The following is a 19702-nucleotide window of genomic DNA, read 5'->3' on the forward strand; positions in this document are numbered from 1 at the left end:
CGACCTCCCCGACCGCGGGGGAGACCGGCGGTGACGGACCTGCTGACCCTGCTGGCGGGCGTGCTGGTCGTGGTGCTCATCACCGCGGTGACGGCCTGGTTCGTGGCCCAGGAGTTCGCCTACATGTCGGTGGACCGCTCGCAGCTGCGGGCGCACGCCGCCGACGGCGACGCGGGGGCCGAACGGGCCCTGGCGGTCACCCGGCGCACGTCGTTCATGCTGTCCGGCGCCCAGCTGGGGATCACCGTCACGGGCCTGCTCGTGGGCTACGTCGCGGAACCCCTCATCGGCTCCTCGCTCTCCCGGCTGCTCGGCGGGGTGGGCATCCCCCCGGCCGCGAGCGTCGGCGTCGGCGCGGTGTTCGCCCTCCTGCTCTCGACGTTCGTGCAGATGCTGTTCGGCGAGCTGTTCCCCAAGAACCTCGCGATCGCGGAACCGCGCGCCGTCGCCACCCGGCTGGCCCGCTCCACGCTGCGGTACCTGACGCTGTTCGGCTGGCTCATCCGGTTCTTCGACCAGTCCTCGAACGCGCTGCTGCGCGCCCTGCGGATCGAGCCCGTGCACGACGTCGACCACGCCGCCACGGCCCGCGACCTCGAGCACATCGTCGAGGAGTCGCGGGACTCCGGTGACCTGCCGCCCGACCTCGCCGTGCTGCTCGACCGCATCCTCGACTTCCCGCGCCGCGACGCCGAGCACGCCATGATCCCGCGCTCGCGGGTGGACACGGTCACGGACACCGACGACCTCGGCCTCGTCCGCGCCCTCATGGCCCTCGGCCACTCCCGCTACCCGGTGATGTCCGCGGACACCGACGACGTCGTCGGCGTCGTCCACCTCGCGGACCTGCTGGCCACCGACCAGCCCGACTCGGCGCCCGTCACGAGCATCGTGCGGCCCCCGCTGGTCGTGTCCACGGTGACGCTGCTGCCGGACGTCCTGCGCGACCTCGCCGCCACGAAGAACCAGCTGGCGTGCGTCGTCGACGAGCACGGCGGCCTCGCGGGCGTCGTCACCGTCGAGGACCTCGCCGAGGAGCTCGTCGGTGAGATCACCGACGAGCACGACGAGGCCGACCCCGGCTACGTCCCGGTCGAGGGCGACGGCACGTGGGAGATGGCGGGTGCGGTCCACGTCGACGAGGTCGAGCGCGCCCTGGGCGTTCAGTTCCCGCGCGGCGACCACGAGACCGTCGCCGGGCTCGTCATCGCCGCGCACGGCGGCCTCCCGCCCGTCGGCACGCAGCTGCTCGTGGACCTGCCCGCCGACCCGGGCGACCTCGCGGCGGACACCGGGGCGGCGCCCCGGCAGGTGCGCGTCACGGTGCTCGCCGTGGACCGCCACGTCCCCTCCCGCCTGCGGCTGGAACTCCCGCCGGACATCGTCGCCGGCACCGGCCCGACGGGCCCCGACGTGGAGGTGGCCCGGTGACCGACGACCCCCGCGTGGTCCTGCCCGCGACGGTCCTCATCGTCGCGCTCAGCGCGTTCTTCGTTGCCGTCGAGTTCGCGCTGCTGTCCGCCAAGCGGCACCGCCTCGAGGACGCCGCCGGGACCCGCGCCGGGCGCGCCGCGCTGCGCAGCTTGAGCGAGCTCACGGTCCTGCTCGCGGGCTCGCAGCTCGGCATCACGGCCTGCACCCTGGCCCTGGGCGCCCTCAGCAAACCCGCGGTGCACCACTGGCTCACGCCGCTGTTCGAGAGCGCGGGCCTGCCGCTGGTCGCGGCCGACGTCCTGGGTTTCGTCCTCGCCCTGTTCGTCGTCACGTTCCTGCACCTCGTGGTCGGGGAGATGGCCCCGAAGTCGTGGGCCATCGCGCACCCCGAGCGCTCGGCCCTCCTGCTCGCCATCCCCATGCGGCTGTTCACCACCGTGTTCCGGCCGCTGCTCCTCGCGCTCAACGCGGCCGCCAACGCCCTGGTCCGCCGGGCCGGTGCGACCCCCGCGGACGAGGTCGCCGCGGGGCACAGCCCGGCCGCGCTGCGCCACCTGCTGGAGCACTCCACGAGCGCGGGGACCCTGGACGCGCAGTCCTCGGCGCAGCTCGCGGGCGCCCTGGAGCTGCAGGAGCTGACCGTGCGGGACCTGCTGCGGGCCGGGTCGCCGCTCGTCTCGGTGCCGGCGGACGCCACCGTCGGCGACGTCCGCGCGGCCACCCGGCGCACGGGCCACCTGCGCATCCTCGTCGGGCAGCCCGACCGCATCACGGGCGTCGTGCACGTGCGCGACACGCTCACGGAACCCGACGAGGCCCCGGCCGAGCCGTGCGTGCGCCCGGTGTTCGTCCTCGCGGGGGGCACCTCGGTGCCGGCGGCGCTCCGGACGATGCGCGAGACGCGCCAGCACCTCGCCGTGGTCACCGACGGCGGGGCCGTCACCGGCGTCGTCACGCTGTCGGACGTGCTGCGCCGGCTGTTCCCCCGGTCCGGGGCCGGCGCCGCGGGCTGACCGGGCGCGCCCGGCAAGCACGGCGGTGCGTGGCACGATCCGGGGGTGAGCACCCCTGGAACCGACGTGCCCGTCTGGGAGCAGCGCTTCCGCGCCGGGCGGGTCGGCCTGCCCGACTGGGCCGAGGACGCGCCCGAGCGCTGCGTGGTCGTCGCCAGCGTCGACGGTGCGCTCGAGGTGCACTCCTGGGACGCGCGCAGCGGAGAGCTGACCCGGGCGACGGCCCGGCCCGAGGGGACCGCGGGCGCGACCATCGACCCTGCGGGGCACTGGGTCTGGTGGTTCGACGACACCGCCGGCGACGAGCACGGCGTGTGGCGGCGCCAGCCCTTCGGCTCCGCCCCCGGCGAGGGCGTCCAGGACCCGCTCGGCCTGCCCGCGGCCTACTCGGCCGGGCTGGTGCTGACCCGCGGCGGCGCCGTCGTCGTGGGCCGCACCGACGACGCGTACGGCACCCGGGTCGAGGTCGTCGAGGACGGCGGGACGCGGCTGCTGTACGAGCACCGCGAGGACGCCTACGCCGCCGACGTGTCCGAGGACGGGCGCTGGCTGGCGCTCTCGCACAGCGAGCACGGCGACTCCCGCCACCCCGACCTGCGCGTGCTCGACGTCGCGGACGGCACGACCGTCGCGGAGCTCGCCGACGGCCCCGGCAAGGGCGTCGCGCCGCTGGGGTTCGCGCCCCGGCCCGGCGACCCGCGCCTGCTGGTCGAGCACGAGCGCGAGGGGCGCGCGGAACTCCTGGTCTGGGACGTCGCGGCCGGCACCGAGACGCCCGTCGTGCTCGGCGTCCCGGGCGACGTGGCCGGGGCCGAGTGGACCCGCGACGGCGCGGGCCTGCTGGTCCTCGTCGACCACGAGGCCCGCACGCTGCTGCACCGCGTCGACCTCGCGACCGGTGACGTGCAGCAGGTCGGGCCCGGCACGGGCACCGTCGGCGGGGCCACGGCCCGTCCCGACGGCGACGTCTGGCTGACCTGGTCGTCCGCCGCGCACGCCACCGCGGTGCGGACCCTGGGCGGCGACGTCCTGCTGCGCGCGCCGGGGGCGCCCGCGCCGGACTCGGTCGACGTCACCGACGTGTGGGTCGAGGGGGAGGGCGGCCGCATCCACGCGCTGCTGCGCCGGCCGGTGGGGGCCGCGGGTCCGCTGCCGCTGGTCGTCGAGGTCCACGGGGGGCCGACCGCGCACGACACCGACGGGTTCCGCCCGTACTGCGCGACGTGGGTGGACGAGGGGTTCGCGGTGGTGCAGGTCAACTACCGCGGCTCCACGGGGTACGGGTCGGCGTGGCGGGACGCGCTGGAGGCGCGCGTCGGCCACGTCGAGCTGGCCGACGTCGCCGCGGTCGCCGACCACCTCGTCGCCACCGGGGTGGCCGACCCGGCGCGGCTCGTGCTGGCGGGCGCGTCGTGGGGTGGCTACCTGACGCTCCTCGGCCTGGGCACGCAGCCGCAGCGGTGGGCCGTGGGCCTCGCCGGCGTCCCCGTGGCCGACTACGTCGCCGCGTACGAGGACGAGATGGAGGGCCTGAAGGCCTTCGACCGCTCGCTGTTCGGCGGCTCCCCCACCGAGGTGCCCGGGAAGTACGCGGACTCCTCGCCGCTGACGTACGTCGACGCCGTCACCGCGCCCGTGCTCGTCCTGGCGGGCGAGAACGACCCCCGCTGCCCGATCCGGCAGATCGAGAACTACCTCGAGCGCCTCGCCGGACGCGCTGCGCCGCACGAGGTCTACCGCTACGACGCCGGGCACGGGTCGCTGCTGGACGACGAGCGCGTGCGGCAGATGCGGGTGGAGCTCGACTTCGTGCGGCGTCACCTGCCCTGACCGCGGCCCCGCCGGCGTGACGCGGCCCACGTCCACCGGACCGGGCGAAGGGGTGGTGCGCCCGCCCGCGGGTCAGCAGGATGCCGAGGGTGGAGGACGCCTGGCAGGACCTGGCCGGACTGCTGGCGGACGTGGGGGACCACGACGGCCAGCACCTCGAGTTCCAGCGCGCGGTCGGCGAGCACCTGCCGGAGACCCTGGTCGCGATGACCAACGCCTCGGGCGGCCGCGTGGTCGTCGGCGTCACGGAGTCGCTGCCGCGCCGCCTGGTGGGCAGCCGCTCCGAGCAGGACGTGCGCGAGCGCGTCGCCGCCCTCGCCGGGGCCACGCACCCGCCCGTGCCCGTCCGCACCGAGGTGCACCGCGTGGGGCGCGCCCGGGTGACCGTGGTGACGGTGGCGGCGCTGCCGACGGGGTTCGCGCAGACCGCCGACGGGCGGGTCCTGCTGCGCAGCGGCCGCGCCAACCGCGTCCTGTACGGCACCGACCTCGTCACGTTCGTCACCGAGGCGGCCGGGCAGCCCGTCGAGGACACCGTCGTCACCTCCGCGACCACGGCCGACCTGGACCTGCCCACGGTGCAGGGCTGGCTGCACCGCCGGACGGGGAGCCCCGTCGAGGCGTCGCGGGTCGGCCCCCTCCTCGCCGAGCTCGGGCTCGTCGTCAGCCGCCGCCCCACCCTGGCGTGCCTGCTCGTGCTCGGGCAGCAGCCGCAGCGCTTCGCGCGCCGGCTCGGCATCGTCGTGACGCGGTACGCGGGGCCGCTGGGGACCGCGGAGGTCCGCGAGACGCGCGAGTTCCCGGGCCGGCTGCCCGACGCCGTCGCGGCCGCCACGCGCCTGCTCGCCGAGGTCGCTCCCGAGCACCCCACCGCGGCGGTCCGCGAGCTGCTGCTGAACGCCGTGCTGCACCGCGACTACGCGCGGGCGGGCGAGCCCGTCACCGTCCGCCTGCACACCGACGCCCTCGAGGTCTCCTCGCCCGGGACGCTCCCGGTCGCCGTCGACCTCGCGGCACCGGGTGGGGCCCTGCACGAGCGCAACCGGCGCCTGGCCGGGCTGTTCCGCGACCTCGGGCTCACGGCGGGGGCGGGCACGGGGCTCGCGACGGCCCGCGCGGCCCTCGCCGACGTCCTCATGCAGCCGCCGGTCCTCGAGCAGCGGGACGGCGCCGTCGTCGCCCGCGTCGCGGCCGCCAGCGCGGCGAGCGTCGAGGAGCGCGCCTGGCTGGCCGCCCTGCCCGACGTGCCCGACGGGATGGCGGCGCGGCTGGCCCTGCTGCTGGCCCGCCGCGACGGCGACGTCACCAACGAGTCGCTGCGCACGGCCACCGACACCTCGACCACGGAGAGCCGCCGCGTCCTGCGGCTGCTGGTCGCCGGCGGGCTGCTGCGCGTGGCGGGGGACCGGCGCCCGACCCGCTACGCGCTGTCCGACGTGCGGTTGCGCGAGCAGGTCCCGCCCCTACCGTGAGGGCGGTGACTCCTCTCGCCCGGGCCGTGGACGCCCTCGTCGCCCGCTACCAGCGCCACCTCTCGCCCCGCAAGGGCTACGCCTGCGCGCACCGCGTCGCCCACGGGGGCCCGTCGTGCTCGGGTGCGGTGCGCGACATCGTGCAGCGCCGCGGCGTCCTGCGCGGGGCGGCGCCGACCGCACTGCAGTTCCTGGCCTGCTACCGGGCCGCCTCGCTGCTCATGGCGAGCGACGTCCGCGGGGTCTGCTGCTGCGGGCCGATCCCGATCCCGTTCCGCTTCTGAGGCTCACTGCGCCGGGCCGGGCTCCGCGCTCACGGGCTCGACGCCGGTGCGGTCCCCGCGCGGCATGAGCAGGACGGCGAGGAGCAGGAGGACGGAGACGGCCGCGGTCGCGACGAACACGTCGTGCACCGCCGCGGCCAGCGGGCCCGGGTCCGCGCCCTCCGCCGGCGCCCCGGCCAGCGTCGCGTTCGCCACGGCCCCGAACGCCGCGACGCCGACGGCGCTGCCGAGCGAGCGGAAGAACATGTTGACCCCGGTGACCACGCCGCGCTGCTCCCAGCCGACGGCGGACTGCGCCGCGATGAGCGTGGGCGCGGCCGTGAGACCCATGCCGAGGCCGATGAGGAAGCACGTCAGCCCGACCTGCAGCACGCTCGAGGACCGGTCGAGCAGCAGCAGCAGGGCGCTGGAGCCGACCACGACCACGCACCCGACCAGGGCCGTGGCCCGGATCCCGATCCGCAGGTACAGCCGCCCGGCCTGCGACGCCGACACCGGCCACCCGAGGGTCAGCGCCGCGAGCGCGAACCCCGCCACGAGCGGTCCGGTGCCGAGGACCTCCTGCACGTAGGTGGGCACGTAGGACGTCAGGCCCAGCAGCACCGCGCCGACGCACGCCGACACCAGGCTGGTCGCGACGATCAGCCGGTGCCGCAGCAGGACCAGCGGGATGATCGGGTCGGCCGTGCGCTGCTGCACGCCTACGAACACGGCGAGCAGGACCGCGCCGGCCGCGAGGACCGCGATGCTCTGCGGCGCGTCCCAGGCCCACGCCTGGCCGCCCTCGAGCAGGCCCAGGACGAGCAGCGTCAGACCGATCGTCAGGACGCTCGCGCCGAGGTAGTCGATGCGCGGCCGGCTGCGCACGACGGTCTCGTCGAACCGCCGCCAGATCATCGCGCCGGCCAGCAGGCACAGCGGGACGTTGACGAAGAAGATCCAGCGCCAGCTCACGTACTCCGAGAACACCCCGCCGAGCGTCGGCCCGACGACCGAGCTGACCGCCCACACGCTGGCGATGTAGCCCTGCACCCTGGCGCGCTCGGCCAGCGAGTACAGGTCGCCGACGATCGTCATCGACATCGGCTGCACGGCGCCGGCCCCGATGCCCTGCAGCGCCCGGAAGGCGATGAGCGCGCCGATGTCCCACGCGAACCCGCACAGCACCGAGCCCAGCAGGAACAGGCCGATGCCCACGAGCATGACGGGCTTGCGGCCGTAGACGTCCGCGAGCTTGCCGTAGACGGGCACGGTGACCGCCTGCGCGAGCAGGTAGATGGAGAACAGCCACGGGAACTCGGCGAACCCGCCGATGCTGTCGACGATGGAGGGCACCGCGGTCGCGATGATGGTGGAGTCGATCGCCACCAGGGCGGTCGAGAGCATGACGGCGATGAGGACGGGGCCGCGCTCCGAGCGGAACCCGACGCCTGCGGCCGCGGTGGTGGTCACTCAGAGCTCCTTGCCGAAGGCCACGCTCAGGGGGCTGTCGGCGTAGACGCCGAAGTTCTCGATGCGGTGGTACCCGAGCTTCTCGTACAGCGCGATCGCCTCGGGCTGCAGCGTGCCCGTCTCGAGCCGGATCCGCGCGACGCCCGCGGCGCGCGCGTCCTCCTCGAACCGCTGCACCAGCAGGCTCGCGATCCCGCGGCCCCGGAAGCCGTCGTCGACGAACACGCGCTTCATCTCCACGAGCCCGTCCTCGACCGGGACGCGGGCGATGCAGCCCGCGGGGTAGCCGTCGACCGAGGCCACCAGGTACGTCGCGGCCGGGGTCAGCGGGCCCTCGGCGGCCTCGCTGCCGTAGCGCGCCACGAGCTCCGCGATCGCGGCCCGGAGCAGGCCGTCGAGCCCGGGCTCGCCGACGCGCGCCGGCTCGACGAGGACGTCGCGCTTCACGCGCCCACCGACCGGCGGGCGGCCGCGCTGCGGCGCTGGGCGGGCACCGCGACCACGGCCGGGTCCAGCGGCGCGCGGCCCGTCGTGTCCAGCCGCGTGGCCCACAGGCTGATGAGCAGGCCGACGGTGGCGAGGCCCGCGGCCACCAGGGCGGGGGACGCGAGGCCGAACCCGGCGTCGATGACGACGCCGCCGAGGAACGCGCCGAGGGCGTTGCCGATGTTGAAGGCGGCCTGCAGGGCGGCCGACGCCATGCTCGCGCCGCCGCCCGCCGCGACGATGGCGCGCGTCTGGATGGAGGAGCTCATCAAGAAGCCGGCGAAGGCGAAGAGGAACACGCCCGCGGCCGCGGTCACCCGGTGCTGCGCGGTGAGGAAGATGAAGACGAAGACCAGCACCTGCGTGCCGAGGCCCAGGGCCAGCGTCCGCTGCGGGGACCAGTCCGCCAGGCGGCCACCGAGGAGGTTGCCCGCCGTCGCCCCGAGGCCGAAGAGCACCAGGACCCAGGACACCGCGCTGGACGGGAACCCGGCGACGTCGGTGAGGATCGGGGCGACGTAGCTGACGACGGCGAACATGCCGCCGAAGCCGATGACGGTGATGAGCAGGGTGAACCAGACCTGCGCGCGCCGGAACGCGGCGAACTCCGAGCGCAGCGACCCCGCCGGCGTGCGCACCGGCGGCACGAGCGCGAGCAGCGTCGCGATGGTGACCAGCCCGATGACGCCGACCACGGCGAAGGTGGCCCGCCAGCCGAGCTGCTGGCCGACGTACGTGCCGAGGGGGACGCCGACGACGTTGGCGACGGTCAGCCCGGTGAACACGAGCGACAGGGCCCGCCCCTGCTTGCCCTCGGGCGCGATGGCGCGCGCCACGACGGCGCACGTGCCGAAGAAGGCGCCGTGCATGAGGCCCGTGCCGAACCGGGCCGCGACCAGCGCCCCGAACGACGGGGCCAGGGCGGTCGCTGCGTGCCCGGCGACGAACAGGATCATGAGCCCGACGAGCACCCGCCGGCGCGGCAGCCCGTGCGTCAGGGCCGTCAGCGTGGGCGCCCCCACGACGACCCCGAGGGCGTAGGCCGTGATGAGCCAGCCCGCGGTGGGGATCGAGACGCCGAAGGTGGCCGCCATCTCCGGGAGCAGGCCCATCGCGACGAACTCAGTCGTGCCGATGCCGAAGGCGCCCACGGCGAGGGCGAGGAGTGCGAGGGGCACGGCGGATCTTCCTGGTGGAGCGGATGGGACCGGCGCTCGAAGGGCCCCGTCGCCGCGTCGTGCCCCTCCATCATCGCCTGTGGGCGGCGCCGTGTTCCAGCCGGTGCGTGCCTCGGCGCACTTCTCGTTGCGCCCGTGATCGTCCCGCGCGTGTCGCGCGGTCGCCCCCGGTCAGCCGGCGACCGTCTCCTGCGCCTCGCGCGCCAGCGCTCCGCTGCGCCGGTCGGCGAGGTACTCCCGCACCTCGGCCTTGACGACGGGCGCGAGCAGGTACAGCCCGATGATGTTGACGAGGGCGCAGACGAAGAGCATCGCGTCGGCGAGGTCGAGGACCTGCCCGAAGGTCAGGACGGTGCCGACCACGGTGAACAGGCAGTAGACGACCTTGAAGGTCGCCTCCGAGGCGCGCGAGCGGCCGAAGAAGTGGCACCACGCCTTGAGCGAGTAGTAGCTCCAGGTGATGAGCGTGGAGAACGCGAAGAGGGCGACCGCGACGGCCAGGACGATCGGGAACCACGAGATGACGCTCTCGAACGCGTCGGACGTCAGCACGACGCCGTCCGCGGAGTTCTCGCCCGTCGCGGCCACCTCGGCGCGCGCGTCGACCCAGCTCTGCGGGCGGGCGATGACGATGGTCAGCGCGGTCATCGTGCAGATGATGACGGTGTCGACGAACGGCTCGAGCAGGGCCACGAAGCCCTCCGAGACCGGGCGGCGCGTCTTGACCGCGGAGTGGGCGATGGCGGCCGAGCCGACCCCGGCCTCGTTGGAGAAGGCGGCGCGCTGGAAGCCGATGATGAGCGAGCCGAGGACGCCGCCGGCGACGCCCTCGGGGGAGAAGGCACCCGTGACGATCTCCCCGAGGGCGCCGGGGATCGCGGCGGCGTTGCCGAGGATGACGACGAGGCAGGCCCCGACGTAGATGATCGCCATGGCGGGGACGAGCTTGGACGTCACGCGGCCGATGGAGGAGATGCCGCCGAGGATGACGAGCCCGACCAGGGCCGCGAGCACGATGCCGAAGACGAGGGCGGCGCCGTCGCTGCCGAGGACGCCGTCGTCGCCACCGGTGACGTTGCGCATCTGCGCGAAGGTCTGGTTGGCCTGGAACATGTTGCCGCCCGCGACGCCGAAGAAGAAGATCGCGACGGCGAACACCCCGGTCAGGACGGTCCCGATCCAGGACACCTTCAGGCGGGCGAAGGCGACCTTGAGGTACTTGAACGGCCCGCCGGTGACGGTGCCGTCCTCGTGGACCTCGCGGTACTTCACCCCGAGCGTGCACTCGACGAACTTGGTGCACATGCCGAGCAGGCCCGCGCAGATCATCCAGAAGGTCGCGCCAGGACCGCCGAGGGTGACGGCCACCGCGACGCCGGCGATGTTGCCGAGCCCGACGGTGCCGGACACGGCGCTCGTCAGGGCCTGGAAGTGGGTGACCTCACCGGGGTCGGAGTCGCGGCTGAACCGGCCGCGCACGACCTGCAGCGCGACGGGGAAGCCGCGCAGCTGGATGGCGCCGAAGTAGACCGTGAAGACCAGCCCGGCCAGCACGAGCCAGCCCACGATGAGCGGGAACGTCGCGCCGCCGATGCTGACCGAGTAGAAGATCACCGCGCTCAGGGCCTCGGTGACCGGTGCGAACACCTCGTCGATGGCCGCCTCGACCGACGCGAGGGCACCGGTCTCCGCGGTGGCGGACTTCACGGCCGTGGCCAGGGCTGTCGCAGGCATGGGGTCGAGACAACCGGTCAGGGCGCCTGCGGCGCAAGCACTGTGAGCCCGGGCAACCGATCGCCGCGCAGACGCTCAGACCTCGGTGACCCGCCCCGCGTCGACGACGAGGCGCCGCGAGACGTCCACGGCCGCCAGCAGCCGCCGGTCGTGGCTGACCAGGAGCAGCGTCCCGGGGTAGCTCGCGAGCGCCTGCTCCAGCTGCTCGATGGCCGGCAGGTCGAGGTGGTTGGTGGGCTCGTCGAGCACCAGGAGGTTCACGCCGCGGGCCTGCAGCAGCGCCAGCGCCGCCCGCGTCCGCTCCCCGGGCGACAGGCTCGCGGCGGGCCGGTCGACGTGCGCCGCGCCGAGCCCGAACTTGGCCAGCAGGGTCCGGACCTCGGCGACGGGGGCGTCGGGGACGGCGTCGCCGAAGGCGCGGGCCAGCGGTTCCCCGCCCAGGAAGAGCCCGCGGGCCTGGTCGACCTCGCCCACGAGGACGCCGGAGCCGAGCGACGCGGCCCCCTCGTCCGGCACCAGGCGGCCGAGCAGCAGGGCGAGCAGGGTCGTCTTGCCGCTGCCGTTGGCGCCCGTGACCGCGACGCGGTCCCCGGCGGCGAGGTGCAGGTCGACGGGACCGAGCCGGAAGTCGCCGCGCCGCACGACGGCACCGCGCAGGGTCGCGACCACCGACCCCGACCGCGGGGCCGCGGCGATGGTCATCTGCAGCTGCCACTCCTTGCGCGGCTCCTCGACGACCTCGAGCCGCTCGATCCGCCGGTCGGTCTGGCGCGCCTTGGCGGCCTGCTTCTCGCTGCCCTCGCGCATCTTCGCGCGGATGTGCTTGTCGGGGTCGCCCTTGCGGACGGCGTTGCGCACGCCCTTGTCCATCCAGTTCCGCTGCATCCGGGCGCGGCCCTCCAGCCCGGCCTTCGTGTCCGCGTACTCCTCGTACTCCTCGCGCGCGTGCCGGCGCTGGACCTCGCGCTCGTCGAGGAACGCCTGGTAGCCGCCGCCGACGACGCGGACGAGCTGCTGCGCGAGGTCCAGCTCGACGACCCGGTCCACCGTGCGGGCCAGGAACTCCCGGTCGTGGCTCACGACGACCGCGGGGGAGCGCAGCCCCGTCACGAAGGCCTCCAGGCGCGCCAGGCCGTCGAGGTCGAGGTCGTTGGTGGGCTCGTCGAGGAGGAACACGTCGTAGCGCGACAGCAGCAGCGCCGCGAGACCCGCGCGCGCCGCCTGCCCGCCGGAGAGGGCGGTCGTGGGCAGCTCGACGTCCACGTCGAGGCCCAGGTCGTGCAGGACGTCGGCGGTCCGCTCGTCGAGGTCCGCCCCGCCCAGGGCGAGCCAGCGCTCCAGGGCGTCGGCGTAGGCGTCGTCGGCGCCGGGCGCCCCCGCGGCGAGCGCGTCGGCCGCGGCGTCCATGGCCTCCTGCGCGCCGATCACGCCGGTGCGGCGGCCGAGGAAGCGCGCGAGGGACTCCCCGGCCCGGCGCTCCGGCTCCTGCGGCAGGTAGCCGACGGTCGCGGTCGGCGGCGACAGCGTCACGCCGCCGCTCTCCGCCGGGCTGAGGCCCGCGAGCAGCCGCAGCAGCGTCGACTTGCCGGCGCCGTTGGCCCCGACGAGGCCGACGACGTCCCCCGGGGCCACGACGAGGTCGAGGCCCGAGAAGAGGGTGCGCGTGCCGTGGGCGGCGCTGAGGTCCTTGGCGACGAGGGTGGCGCTCACCGAGGCAGTCTCCCCGACCGCACCGGGGGACGTCGACGTCTCCGCGCACGCGCCGCTCCCCCGGGTCGGGCGAGTCGTCCGCCGTACGGGTGGCAGCGCGGCGGAAGGGCGGAATTGCCTGCGGCACCGCGTCATCGTGATGAGCACCGCAACCCGAGGAGTCCGCTGTGAGAGCCCCCCGTGTCCTGGGCATGACCGCACTGCTGCCCGCCGCCGCCCTGCTCGCCTCCTGCGGCGGGTCGCCGACCGCCGCGTCCCCCGACCCCACGTCCACCGCCACGGTGAGCGAGAGCGCGGCGCCCGTCGACACGGCGACCCCCGCTGCGAGCCCCTCCACCAGCACCCCTCCGGCCGGCGCACCGGCCGCCGGTCTCACCGCTGCGGGCACCGAACTCCCGCTGGGCGGCGCAGCGACGCTGCCGGCGGAGAGTTCCGGCAGCACGGGGACCTTCACGGTCAGCGTGGACTCGATCGAGCGCGGCACGGACGCCGAACTGGCCGAGCTCGAGCTCGGCGACAAGGTCGCGGGCATGGCCCCCTACTACGTCCGCTACACCGTCACCGGGGGCCAGAACGCCGCCGCGCTGCGCGGCAACGACATCGCCCAGGACATCTCCGCCCTGCTGCCCGACGGCTCCGAGGCGTCCCCGGTCATCCTCTTCCGGAAGTGGGACCGCTGCGCGAGTGGGGACCAGGGCGTCGACTTCGCGGAGGGCAGCACGTACCAGACGTGCCGCGTCTTCGTGGCCCCGTCGTCGGTGCAGGTCACGAAGGCGGAGTTCTCCGACTTCGACGGCCCCTACGACCCCTACGACGGGGAGCCCGTCACCTGGGGCTGAGCCGCCTCGCGGAGGACACTGGGCACGTGGACACCTCTGGGCACGCCCGGTCCTTCGGCGCCGCCGCCGGGCAGTACGCCCGCGCCCGGCCCGGCTACCCCGCCGACGCGGTCGACTGGCTCGTGCCGCCCGCCGCCCGCCGCGTCCTCGACCTGGGGGCCGGGACGGGGAAGTTCACGGCGGCGCTCGCGGCCCGTGCGCTGGACGTGGTCGCGGTCGAGCCCTCGGAGCGGATGCTCGCCGAGCTGACCGCGGCGCTGCCGGGCGTGCCCGCGCACCGCGGCACGGCCGAGGCCACGGGGCTGCCCGACGCGAGCGTCGACGCCGTGGTCGTGGCCCAGGCCTGGCACTGGGTCGACCCCGCCCGCGCCGTCGGCGAGGTCGCCCGCGTGCTGCGGCCCCGCGGCACGCTGGGGCTCGTGTGGAACGTGCGCGACGACTCCGTGCCGTGGGTGCGCGAGGTGTGGGCGCTGGCGCAGCGGGGGGTCGAGCAGGAGATGCAGGTCGAGGACCCCGTGGTCGGGGCGCCGTTCGGGCCGCTCGAGCGGTTCGTCACCGGGTTCGAGCACGTCACCGACCGCGCCGGGGTGCTCGACCTGATCGCCTCCCGCAGCTACGTCATCGTGCTGCCGGAGGCGGAGCGGACCGCTCTGCTGGGCGAGGTCGCGTCGGTGCTCGACACCCACCCGGACCTGCGCGGGCGCACCGAGCTCCGGCTGCCCTACCGGACGTGGTGCGTGCGGACCCGGCTCGAGGGCTGAGCGCTCAGCCGGCGGACTGGCCCACGACCGCCGGCAGCTCCAGCCGTCGTCCCCGGTGTCCGGGGTCGGACCCGCCACTCCTGCGGTCCCCGCGTCGATCAGGTGTCGTCGATGAAGCGTTCGACGTCGCGAGTGCACGTTGGTCGACCAGGACCTGGCCGAGGGCCCGCGATGACGATCTCGTCGGACCTGTTCAGCTCAAGCCGCATCAGGTCGTGGCGACGGTTCACTCCCAGCCGCAGACGACGCCGTCGGGATCGGTCGACTCGGCGAAGTCGTGGGCCGATGACTTCCGCACACCGGTCGAGTCCTGCTCCGCGCCACCACCTCGACGAGGTGGTCAGCGCGGACGAGGGGTTCTGGGTACGCGCAAGCTCGTCGCGTCCTCCTCCCTCGACGGCGCCGCCGAGGGGCCCGACGGGTTCTTCACGGACTGGGACGACGTGGTGGACGCGGCGGGGGTCGCCGCCGTCGCCACCCCGGACGCGGTCGTGGTCGGCAGCGGCCGGCGTTGCTCGACGACCTGCTGTCCCTCCGCTTCGCCCGGTCCGCGGCGAGACCACTCCCAGCGGGTACCTCCTCGCCGACTACCGCGTCCCGCCGTGAGGGTCGGGGGCTGCGTGCGTCAGTGGTGCCAGGGCAGGACGACGGGGGCGTCGAAGACCCGGCCCGCGAGGACGTCGGTCAGGAGCTCGGCGAGGTCGAGAGGGTAGACGACGTCATCCGTCGCGCGCAGTTCCTCCACGCTCCACCACCGGTGCCCGGCGTGGTGGAGACGCTCGACCTCCTCGAGTCCTGCGGTGTCGACGGTGTGCAGGTGAACCCGGTGGACGAAGAAGTCGTCGCGGAAGAAGCCTTCGATCCAGCCGAGATCGGCGTGGCCGCTGGTCGAGGCCACCCACGTCAGGTCATCCGCGGTGACGGTCAGACCGACCTCCTCACGCAGCTCGCGAGCGGCGGCTCGGGGCGCGGATTCGCCGTCCTCGACCCCACCGCCCGGCGTCAACCAGACGTGCCCGGCGGACGGTTCGCCCGGTCGCACCAGAGTTCGCAGCAGCAGGAGGCGCTCGCCCCCGTCGACGAGGAGGACGCGGGCCGATCGTCGGGCGTACTCGGGCACGGGAGCGAGGCTACCCAGGGGGACGGCGTTCGGCGGCGACAGGGCAGGCGAGGGGCCGCGCGGCGCCCGGCCCCGAGACGGCTCCCCCCGGGCGCCGCGGTCGACCTGGAGCAGGTGCCGGGCCGGTCGCGGGTAGGCCGCTCAGGCGATGAGCTCGCGGGCCACCAGTTCCGCGATCTGCGCCGTGTTCAGCGCCGCGCCCTTGCGCAGGTTGTCGCCGCACACGAACAGGTCGAGGGTGTTCGGGAAGTCCAGCGCCTGCCGGATGCGGCCCACGACGGTCGGATCGCCGCCGACGGTCGTGGCCGGCGTCGGGAACAGCCCGGCCGCCAGGTCGTCGCGGACCTCGACGCTCGGCGCGGCCTCGAGGGCCGCGGTGGCGTCCGCGACGCTCACCTCCCGCGCGAACGTCGCGTGCACCGCGAGGGAGTGCGTCGTGAGGACGGGGACCCGGACGCACGTCGCGGAGACCTTCAGGCCGGGGATCCCGAGGATCTTCCGCGACTCGTTGCGGACCTTCAGCTCCTCGCTGGTCCAGCCGTCGTCCTTCAGCGACCCCGCGACGGGGATCACGTTGAGCGCCAGCGCGACCGGGAACGGCGACTCGTCACCGAGCTTCGCCGACACCACGCCCGCGGTGTCCCCCGCGCGCTGCCCCAGCGTCCGGTCGCCCGCGACGACCTCGAGCTCGTCGTAGAGCCGGTCCACGCCGGGCTGCCCCGCCCCCGAGGCGGCCTGGTAGGACGCCACGACGAGTTCGGTGAGCTGCCACTGCTCGTGCAGCGCCCCGAGGGCGTCCATCATCGTCAGCGTCGTGCAGTTCGGGTTCGCGATGATGCCCTTCGGGCGGTTGCGCGCCGCGGCCCCGTTCACCTCGGGCACGACGAGCGGGACCTCGTCGTCCATCCGGAACGCGCCGGAGTTGTCGACGGCCACGGCGCCGTGCTCGACGGCGATCGGCGCCCACTGCGCGGAGACCTCGTCGGGCACGTCGAACATCGCGACGTCGACGCCGTCGAACACCTCGGGCGTCAGCGCCTGCACGACGACGTCCTCGCCGCGCACGCGCAGCACCTTGCCCGCGGAGCGCGCCGACGCGACGAGTCGGATCTCGCCCCACACGTCCTCGCGCTCGCTGAGGATGCCGAGCATCACCGACCCGACGGCGCCGGTCGCGCCGACGACGGCCAGGGTCGGCCTGCTGCTCCGCTCGCTGCTGGTCCCGCTCATCGTCCCGTCCCTCCGTAGACCACGGCCTCCGCCTCGGCGTCGAGCTCGAACGCGGTGTGCACCGCGCGGACCGCGTCGTCGAGCTCGTCGGCGCGGGTGACCACGGAGATGCGGATCTCCGACGTCGAGATCATCTCCATGTTGATCTTCTGCGCTCCCAGGGCCTTGAAGAAGCGCGCCGAGACGCCCGGGTGGGACCGCATGCCGACGCCGATGAGCGACACCTTGCCGATCTGGTCGTCGTACTCGACGCGCTCGAACCCGATGCCGGTCTTGACCTTGTCCAGCGCCGCGACGGCCGTGGCCCCCTCGGCCTTCGGGAGCGTGAAGGAGATGTCCGCGCGGCCGCTGGCCCCCACGGAGTTGTTCTGCACGATCATGTCGATGTTGATCTCGGCCTCGGCGACGGCCTCGAAGATCGCGGCGGCCGTGCCCGGGGTGTCCGGGACGCCGACGACGGTGATCTTGGCCTCGCTGCGGTCGTGCGCGACGCCCGAGATGATCGGCTGCTCCACTGGGTCCTCCACGGCGGACTGGCTGAGGCTGGCGGGCACCGGGGAGTCCGTCACCCAGGTGCCCTCGTGCTGGCTGAACGAGGAGCGGACGTGGATCGGCAGGTCGTAGTTGCGGGCGTACTCCACGCACCGCAGCATGAGGATCTTCGCGCCGCAGGCCGCCATCTCCAGCATCTCCTCGCTGCAGATGCGGTTGATCTTCCGCGCGGTCGGGACGATGCGCGGGTCCGCGGTGTAGACGCCGTCGACGTCGGTGTAGATCTCGCAGACGTCGGCCTTGAGCGCCGCGGCCAGCGCGACGGCCGTGGTGTCCGACCCGCCGCGGCCCAGCGTGGTGATGTCCTTGGTGTCCTGGCTGACGCCCTGGAACCCCGCGACGATCGCGATCGCACCCTCGTCCAGCGCCGTCCGGATGCGGCCGGGGGTCACGTCGATGATCCGGGCCTTGCCGTGCGCGGAGTCGGTGATGACGCCGGCCTGGCTGCCCGTGAACGAGCGCGCCTCCAGGCCGAGGTTGGAGATGGCCATCGCGAGGACCGCCATCGAGATCCGCTCGCCCGAGGTGAGCAGCATGTCCAGCTCGCGCGCGGGCGGCATCGGCGTCACCTTCTCGGCGAGCTCGATGAGGTCGTCGGTCGTGTCGCCCATCGCGGAGACGACCACGACGACGTCGTGACCGGCCCGCCGGGTGGCCGCGATGCGGCGCGCCACGCGCTTGACGCCGTCGGCGTCGGCGACGGAGGAACCGCCGTACTTCTGCACCACGAGAGCCACGACAGGCGAGTCTACTGAGTGGGACGGGCGCACCCCGACGGCACGGACGGCGTCGAGCGGGGCCCGGGGCCGGTCTGTCGACCGCCACGGCCCGGAGCTGACAGTTCTGCTGCTCCGAAGCTCCCGCAGGGGCCTCGGAGGACCGTTCGACGGGCCTGGAGGCAGCAGAACTGTCAGCGGCCGGCGGTCAGGGGGTGTTCAGCGCGTCGAACTCGGCGTCGGCCACGGTCTCGGCGTCCACGTCGAGGCGCAGGTGACCCAGCAGGGACTGCACGACGCGCAGCGCCGCCGTCGCGCGCAGGCCCCACGAGGACAGGTAGGAGAACTGCCACCACCACAGCGCCTCGGTGGTGTCCCCGCGCTCGAAGTGGCGCAGGCCGTGCACGAGGTCGGCGGCGACCGAGGCGAGGTCGTCGGACAGGGCGCCCCGCACGAGCTCGGCGTTCGTCAGCGGGTCCACGACGTCGGCGTAGTCGTCCAGGCCCTCCATGACGTTGGCGAGCCCGGCCCGCACGGGGTCGACGTCGGGGTCCGGGCCGGCGTCGGGCTCGAAGCGCCGCGACGGCACGACGTCGGCGACCGCCCCGAGCCGGGCGCCCGTGAGCAGCGTCTGGCTGATCGCGAGCAGCAGCACGCTCAGCGCGGTCTCGTCCATGCGTCCGGTGGCGACCTCGGTGACGACGTCGAGGAAGGCGCGGGCCTCCGCGGCGGTGCTGCGCGCGAGCTCGGTGAGCTCGTCGGGCACCGCGGCGAGCACGGGGGCGGGGACGACGGTCTCGGTGGGGTCGTGCGCGTCAGGCATCCAGGGACCTCCGTCCGGCGAACGCCCGTCCGAGCGTCACCTCATCGGCGTACTCCAGGTCACCACCCACGGGCAAGCCCGAGGCGAGTCGCGTCACCGTCAGCCCCATGGGCCGCAGCAGCCGCGCCAGGTACGTCGCGGTCGCCTCGCCCTCGAGGTTCGGGTCGGTGGCGAGGATGGTCTCGGTGACCTCGCCCGAGGACAGCCGCGCGAGCAGCTCGCGCACGCGCAGGTCGTCCGGGCCGATGCCCTCCATGGGGCTGATCGCGCCGCCGAGGACGTGGTAGCGGCCCCGGAACTCGCGGGTCCGCTCGATGGCCACGACGTCCTTGGACTCCTCCACCACGCAGATGACCGTGGTGTCGCGGCGCGGGTCGCGGCAGACCCGGCACAGCTGCTCCTGCGCGACGTTGCCGCAGATCTCGCAGAAGCGGACCTTGCTCTTGACCTCGGAGAGGACGTCGGCGAGCCGACGCACGTCGGCCTCGTCCGCGGCGAGCAGGTGGAACGCGATGCGCTGGGCGCTCTTGGGCCCCACCCCGGGGAGTCGGCCGAGTTCGTCGATCAGGTCTTGGACGACACCCTCGTACACACCGCCGACCCTACGTGCTGCGCTGCCGCCCGGGGACGCGCCGTCAGCGCTCGCCGTCCGCGGAGATCACCCTGCCGCCGAGGATCTGCTCGACGACGGCCGTGCCCACGAGCTGCGCGTCCTCGGCGTCCTCGTCGTCGCGGCTGGGCACGTCCTCCTCGACGGGCGGGGCCGGCGGCTCGGGCGGCGGGACGGCCCGCAGCGCGCGCCGCGGCGCCGACAGCTGCTCCTCACCCGGGTCGTCGATGGGCGCCTCGGGCGGGGGCACGTCGTCGTCCGGGCCGACCAGGTGCGGCCCGCCCGCAGAGGACCCGCCCGCCGACGACCGGGGCGCAGGGGACGGTAGCGGGGAGGACCGGGGCGGCGGCGCGGACTCCGCCGGTGCCGACGGCCCCCGGCCGGACGGCGGGCGTGCCGGCGCGGCGCGTCCGGCCGCGCCGCCCGCGGACCCGGACGGCTGCGGCGCCGGTCCGTCG

General features: G+C 74.8%; 18 protein-coding genes. 7 read left to right on the forward strand and 11 right to left on the reverse strand.

Going from position 1 to position 19702, the window contains the following annotated elements; genetic code table 11:
- The first annotated feature begins 30 nt into the window (after positions 1–30).
- From GTR02_RS08430 to yidD, 5 genes are all read left to right on the forward strand, one after another.
- Entirely contained in the window at positions 31–1431 is a 1401-nt protein-coding gene (locus GTR02_RS08430) for a CNNM domain-containing protein (RefSeq protein WP_166607042.1), read from the forward strand.
- Positions 1428–2447 (forward strand): CNNM domain-containing protein, encoded by a 1020-nt coding sequence (locus GTR02_RS08435; RefSeq protein WP_166607043.1) that lies wholly within the window; start codon positions 1428–1430, stop codon positions 2445–2447. The genes GTR02_RS08430 and GTR02_RS08435 overlap by 4 nt, the downstream gene beginning before the upstream one ends.
- A gap of 45 nt (positions 2448–2492) precedes the next feature.
- A complete protein-coding gene (locus GTR02_RS24310) occupies positions 2493–4277 on the forward strand; it encodes a prolyl oligopeptidase family serine peptidase (RefSeq protein ID WP_166607044.1) in 1785 nt (594 codons plus the stop codon).
- A gap of 89 nt (positions 4278–4366) precedes the next feature.
- Positions 4367–5749, forward strand: coding sequence for an ATP-binding protein (locus tag GTR02_RS08445; RefSeq protein ID WP_166607045.1), 1383 nt, complete (start codon positions 4367–4369; stop codon positions 5747–5749).
- Between the two features lie 5 nt (positions 5750–5754).
- Positions 5755–6033, forward strand: a complete 279-nt coding sequence (gene yidD, locus GTR02_RS24315) for a membrane protein insertion efficiency factor YidD (protein ID WP_166607046.1) — start codon at positions 5755–5757, stop codon at positions 6031–6033.
- A gap of 3 nt (positions 6034–6036) precedes the next feature.
- Here the strand turns inward: yidD and GTR02_RS08455 are convergent, their stop codons facing one another.
- The 5 genes from GTR02_RS08455 to GTR02_RS08475 form a co-directional block, all read right to left on the reverse strand.
- The gene (locus GTR02_RS08455; RefSeq protein WP_338073679.1) at positions 6037–7485 is read right to left on the reverse strand and encodes an MDR family MFS transporter; all 1449 of its coding nucleotides are present in this window, start codon (positions 7483–7485) and stop codon (positions 6037–6039) included.
- Positions 7486–7932: a GNAT family N-acetyltransferase gene (locus GTR02_RS08460; protein ID WP_166607047.1), complete on the reverse strand. Its 447-nt coding sequence runs from the start codon at positions 7930–7932 to the stop codon at positions 7486–7488. It abuts the gene before it with no gap.
- Positions 7929–9149 carry an MFS transporter gene (locus GTR02_RS08465; RefSeq protein WP_166607048.1) on the reverse strand — a complete coding sequence of 407 codons (1221 nt, stop codon included), beginning with the start codon at positions 9147–9149 and terminating at the stop codon, positions 7929–7931. The genes GTR02_RS08460 and GTR02_RS08465 overlap by 4 nt, the downstream gene beginning before the upstream one ends.
- A gap of 171 nt (positions 9150–9320) precedes the next feature.
- Complete coding sequence (locus GTR02_RS08470) at positions 9321–10883, reverse strand: alanine/glycine:cation symporter family protein (protein WP_166607049.1); 1563 nt, start codon at positions 10881–10883, stop codon at positions 9321–9323.
- A gap of 75 nt (positions 10884–10958) precedes the next feature.
- Positions 10959–12593: an ATP-binding cassette domain-containing protein gene (locus tag GTR02_RS08475; protein ID WP_166607050.1), complete on the reverse strand. Its 1635-nt coding sequence runs from the start codon at positions 12591–12593 to the stop codon at positions 10959–10961.
- Positions 12594–12760: 167 nt separating this feature from the next.
- Here GTR02_RS08475 and GTR02_RS24320 point away from each other — a divergent pair, with 167 nt between their 5' ends.
- Positions 12761–13432 carry a hypothetical protein gene (locus GTR02_RS24320; protein WP_338073680.1) on the forward strand — a complete coding sequence of 224 codons (672 nt, stop codon included), beginning with the start codon at positions 12761–12763 and terminating at the stop codon, positions 13430–13432.
- Positions 13433–13458: 26 nt separating this feature from the next.
- Positions 13459–14193 (forward strand): class I SAM-dependent methyltransferase, encoded by a 735-nt coding sequence (locus GTR02_RS24325; protein ID WP_338073681.1) that lies wholly within the window; start codon positions 13459–13461, stop codon positions 14191–14193.
- A 625-nt stretch (positions 14194–14818) separates the two neighbouring features.
- Here GTR02_RS24325 and GTR02_RS08485 read toward each other — a convergent pair.
- The 6 genes from GTR02_RS08485 to GTR02_RS08510 all read right to left on the reverse strand — a co-directional run bounded on the left by GTR02_RS08485 (position 14819) and on the right by GTR02_RS08510 (position 19494).
- Positions 14819–15313: an NUDIX domain-containing protein gene (locus GTR02_RS08485; RefSeq protein ID WP_166607051.1), complete on the reverse strand. Its 495-nt coding sequence runs from the start codon at positions 15311–15313 to the stop codon at positions 14819–14821.
- 141 nt (positions 15314–15454) lie between these two features.
- Positions 15455–16543 (reverse strand): aspartate-semialdehyde dehydrogenase, encoded by a 1089-nt coding sequence (locus GTR02_RS08490; RefSeq protein WP_166607052.1) that lies wholly within the window; start codon positions 16541–16543, stop codon positions 15455–15457.
- A complete protein-coding gene (locus GTR02_RS08495; RefSeq protein WP_166607053.1) occupies positions 16540–17832 on the reverse strand; it encodes an aspartate kinase in 1293 nt (430 codons plus the stop codon). Before GTR02_RS08495 ends, GTR02_RS08490 begins: the two co-directional genes overlap by 4 nt.
- A gap of 187 nt (positions 17833–18019) precedes the next feature.
- A complete protein-coding gene (locus GTR02_RS08500) occupies positions 18020–18634 on the reverse strand; it encodes a DUF5063 domain-containing protein (RefSeq protein WP_166607054.1) in 615 nt (204 codons plus the stop codon).
- The gene (gene recR / locus GTR02_RS08505) at positions 18627–19226 is read right to left on the reverse strand and encodes a recombination mediator RecR (protein ID WP_166607055.1); all 600 of its coding nucleotides are present in this window, start codon (positions 19224–19226) and stop codon (positions 18627–18629) included. The genes GTR02_RS08500 and recR overlap by 8 nt, the downstream gene beginning before the upstream one ends.
- Before the next feature lie 43 nt (positions 19227–19269).
- Complete coding sequence (locus GTR02_RS08510) at positions 19270–19494, reverse strand: hypothetical protein (RefSeq protein WP_166607056.1); 225 nt, start codon at positions 19492–19494, stop codon at positions 19270–19272.
- Positions 19495–19702 lie beyond the last annotated feature (208 nt).

This window comes from Kineococcus siccus (assembly GCF_009906795.1).
Classification (GTDB): domain Bacteria; phylum Actinomycetota; class Actinomycetes; order Actinomycetales; family Kineococcaceae; genus Kineococcus; species Kineococcus siccus.

Excerpts from the sequence above, each read along its gene's own strand:
- GTR02_RS08490 (WP_166607052.1), bottom strand. The coding sequence starts at position 16,543 with ATGAGCGGGACCAGCAGCGAGCGGAGCAGCAGGCCGACCCTGGCCGTC.
- GTR02_RS08470 (WP_166607049.1), bottom strand. The coding sequence starts at position 10,883 with ATGCCTGCGACAGCCCTGGCCACGGCCGTGAAGTCCGCCACCGCGGAG.
- GTR02_RS08500 (WP_166607054.1), bottom strand. The coding sequence starts at position 18,634 with ATGCCTGACGCGCACGACCCCACCGAGACCGTCGTCCCCGCCCCCGTG.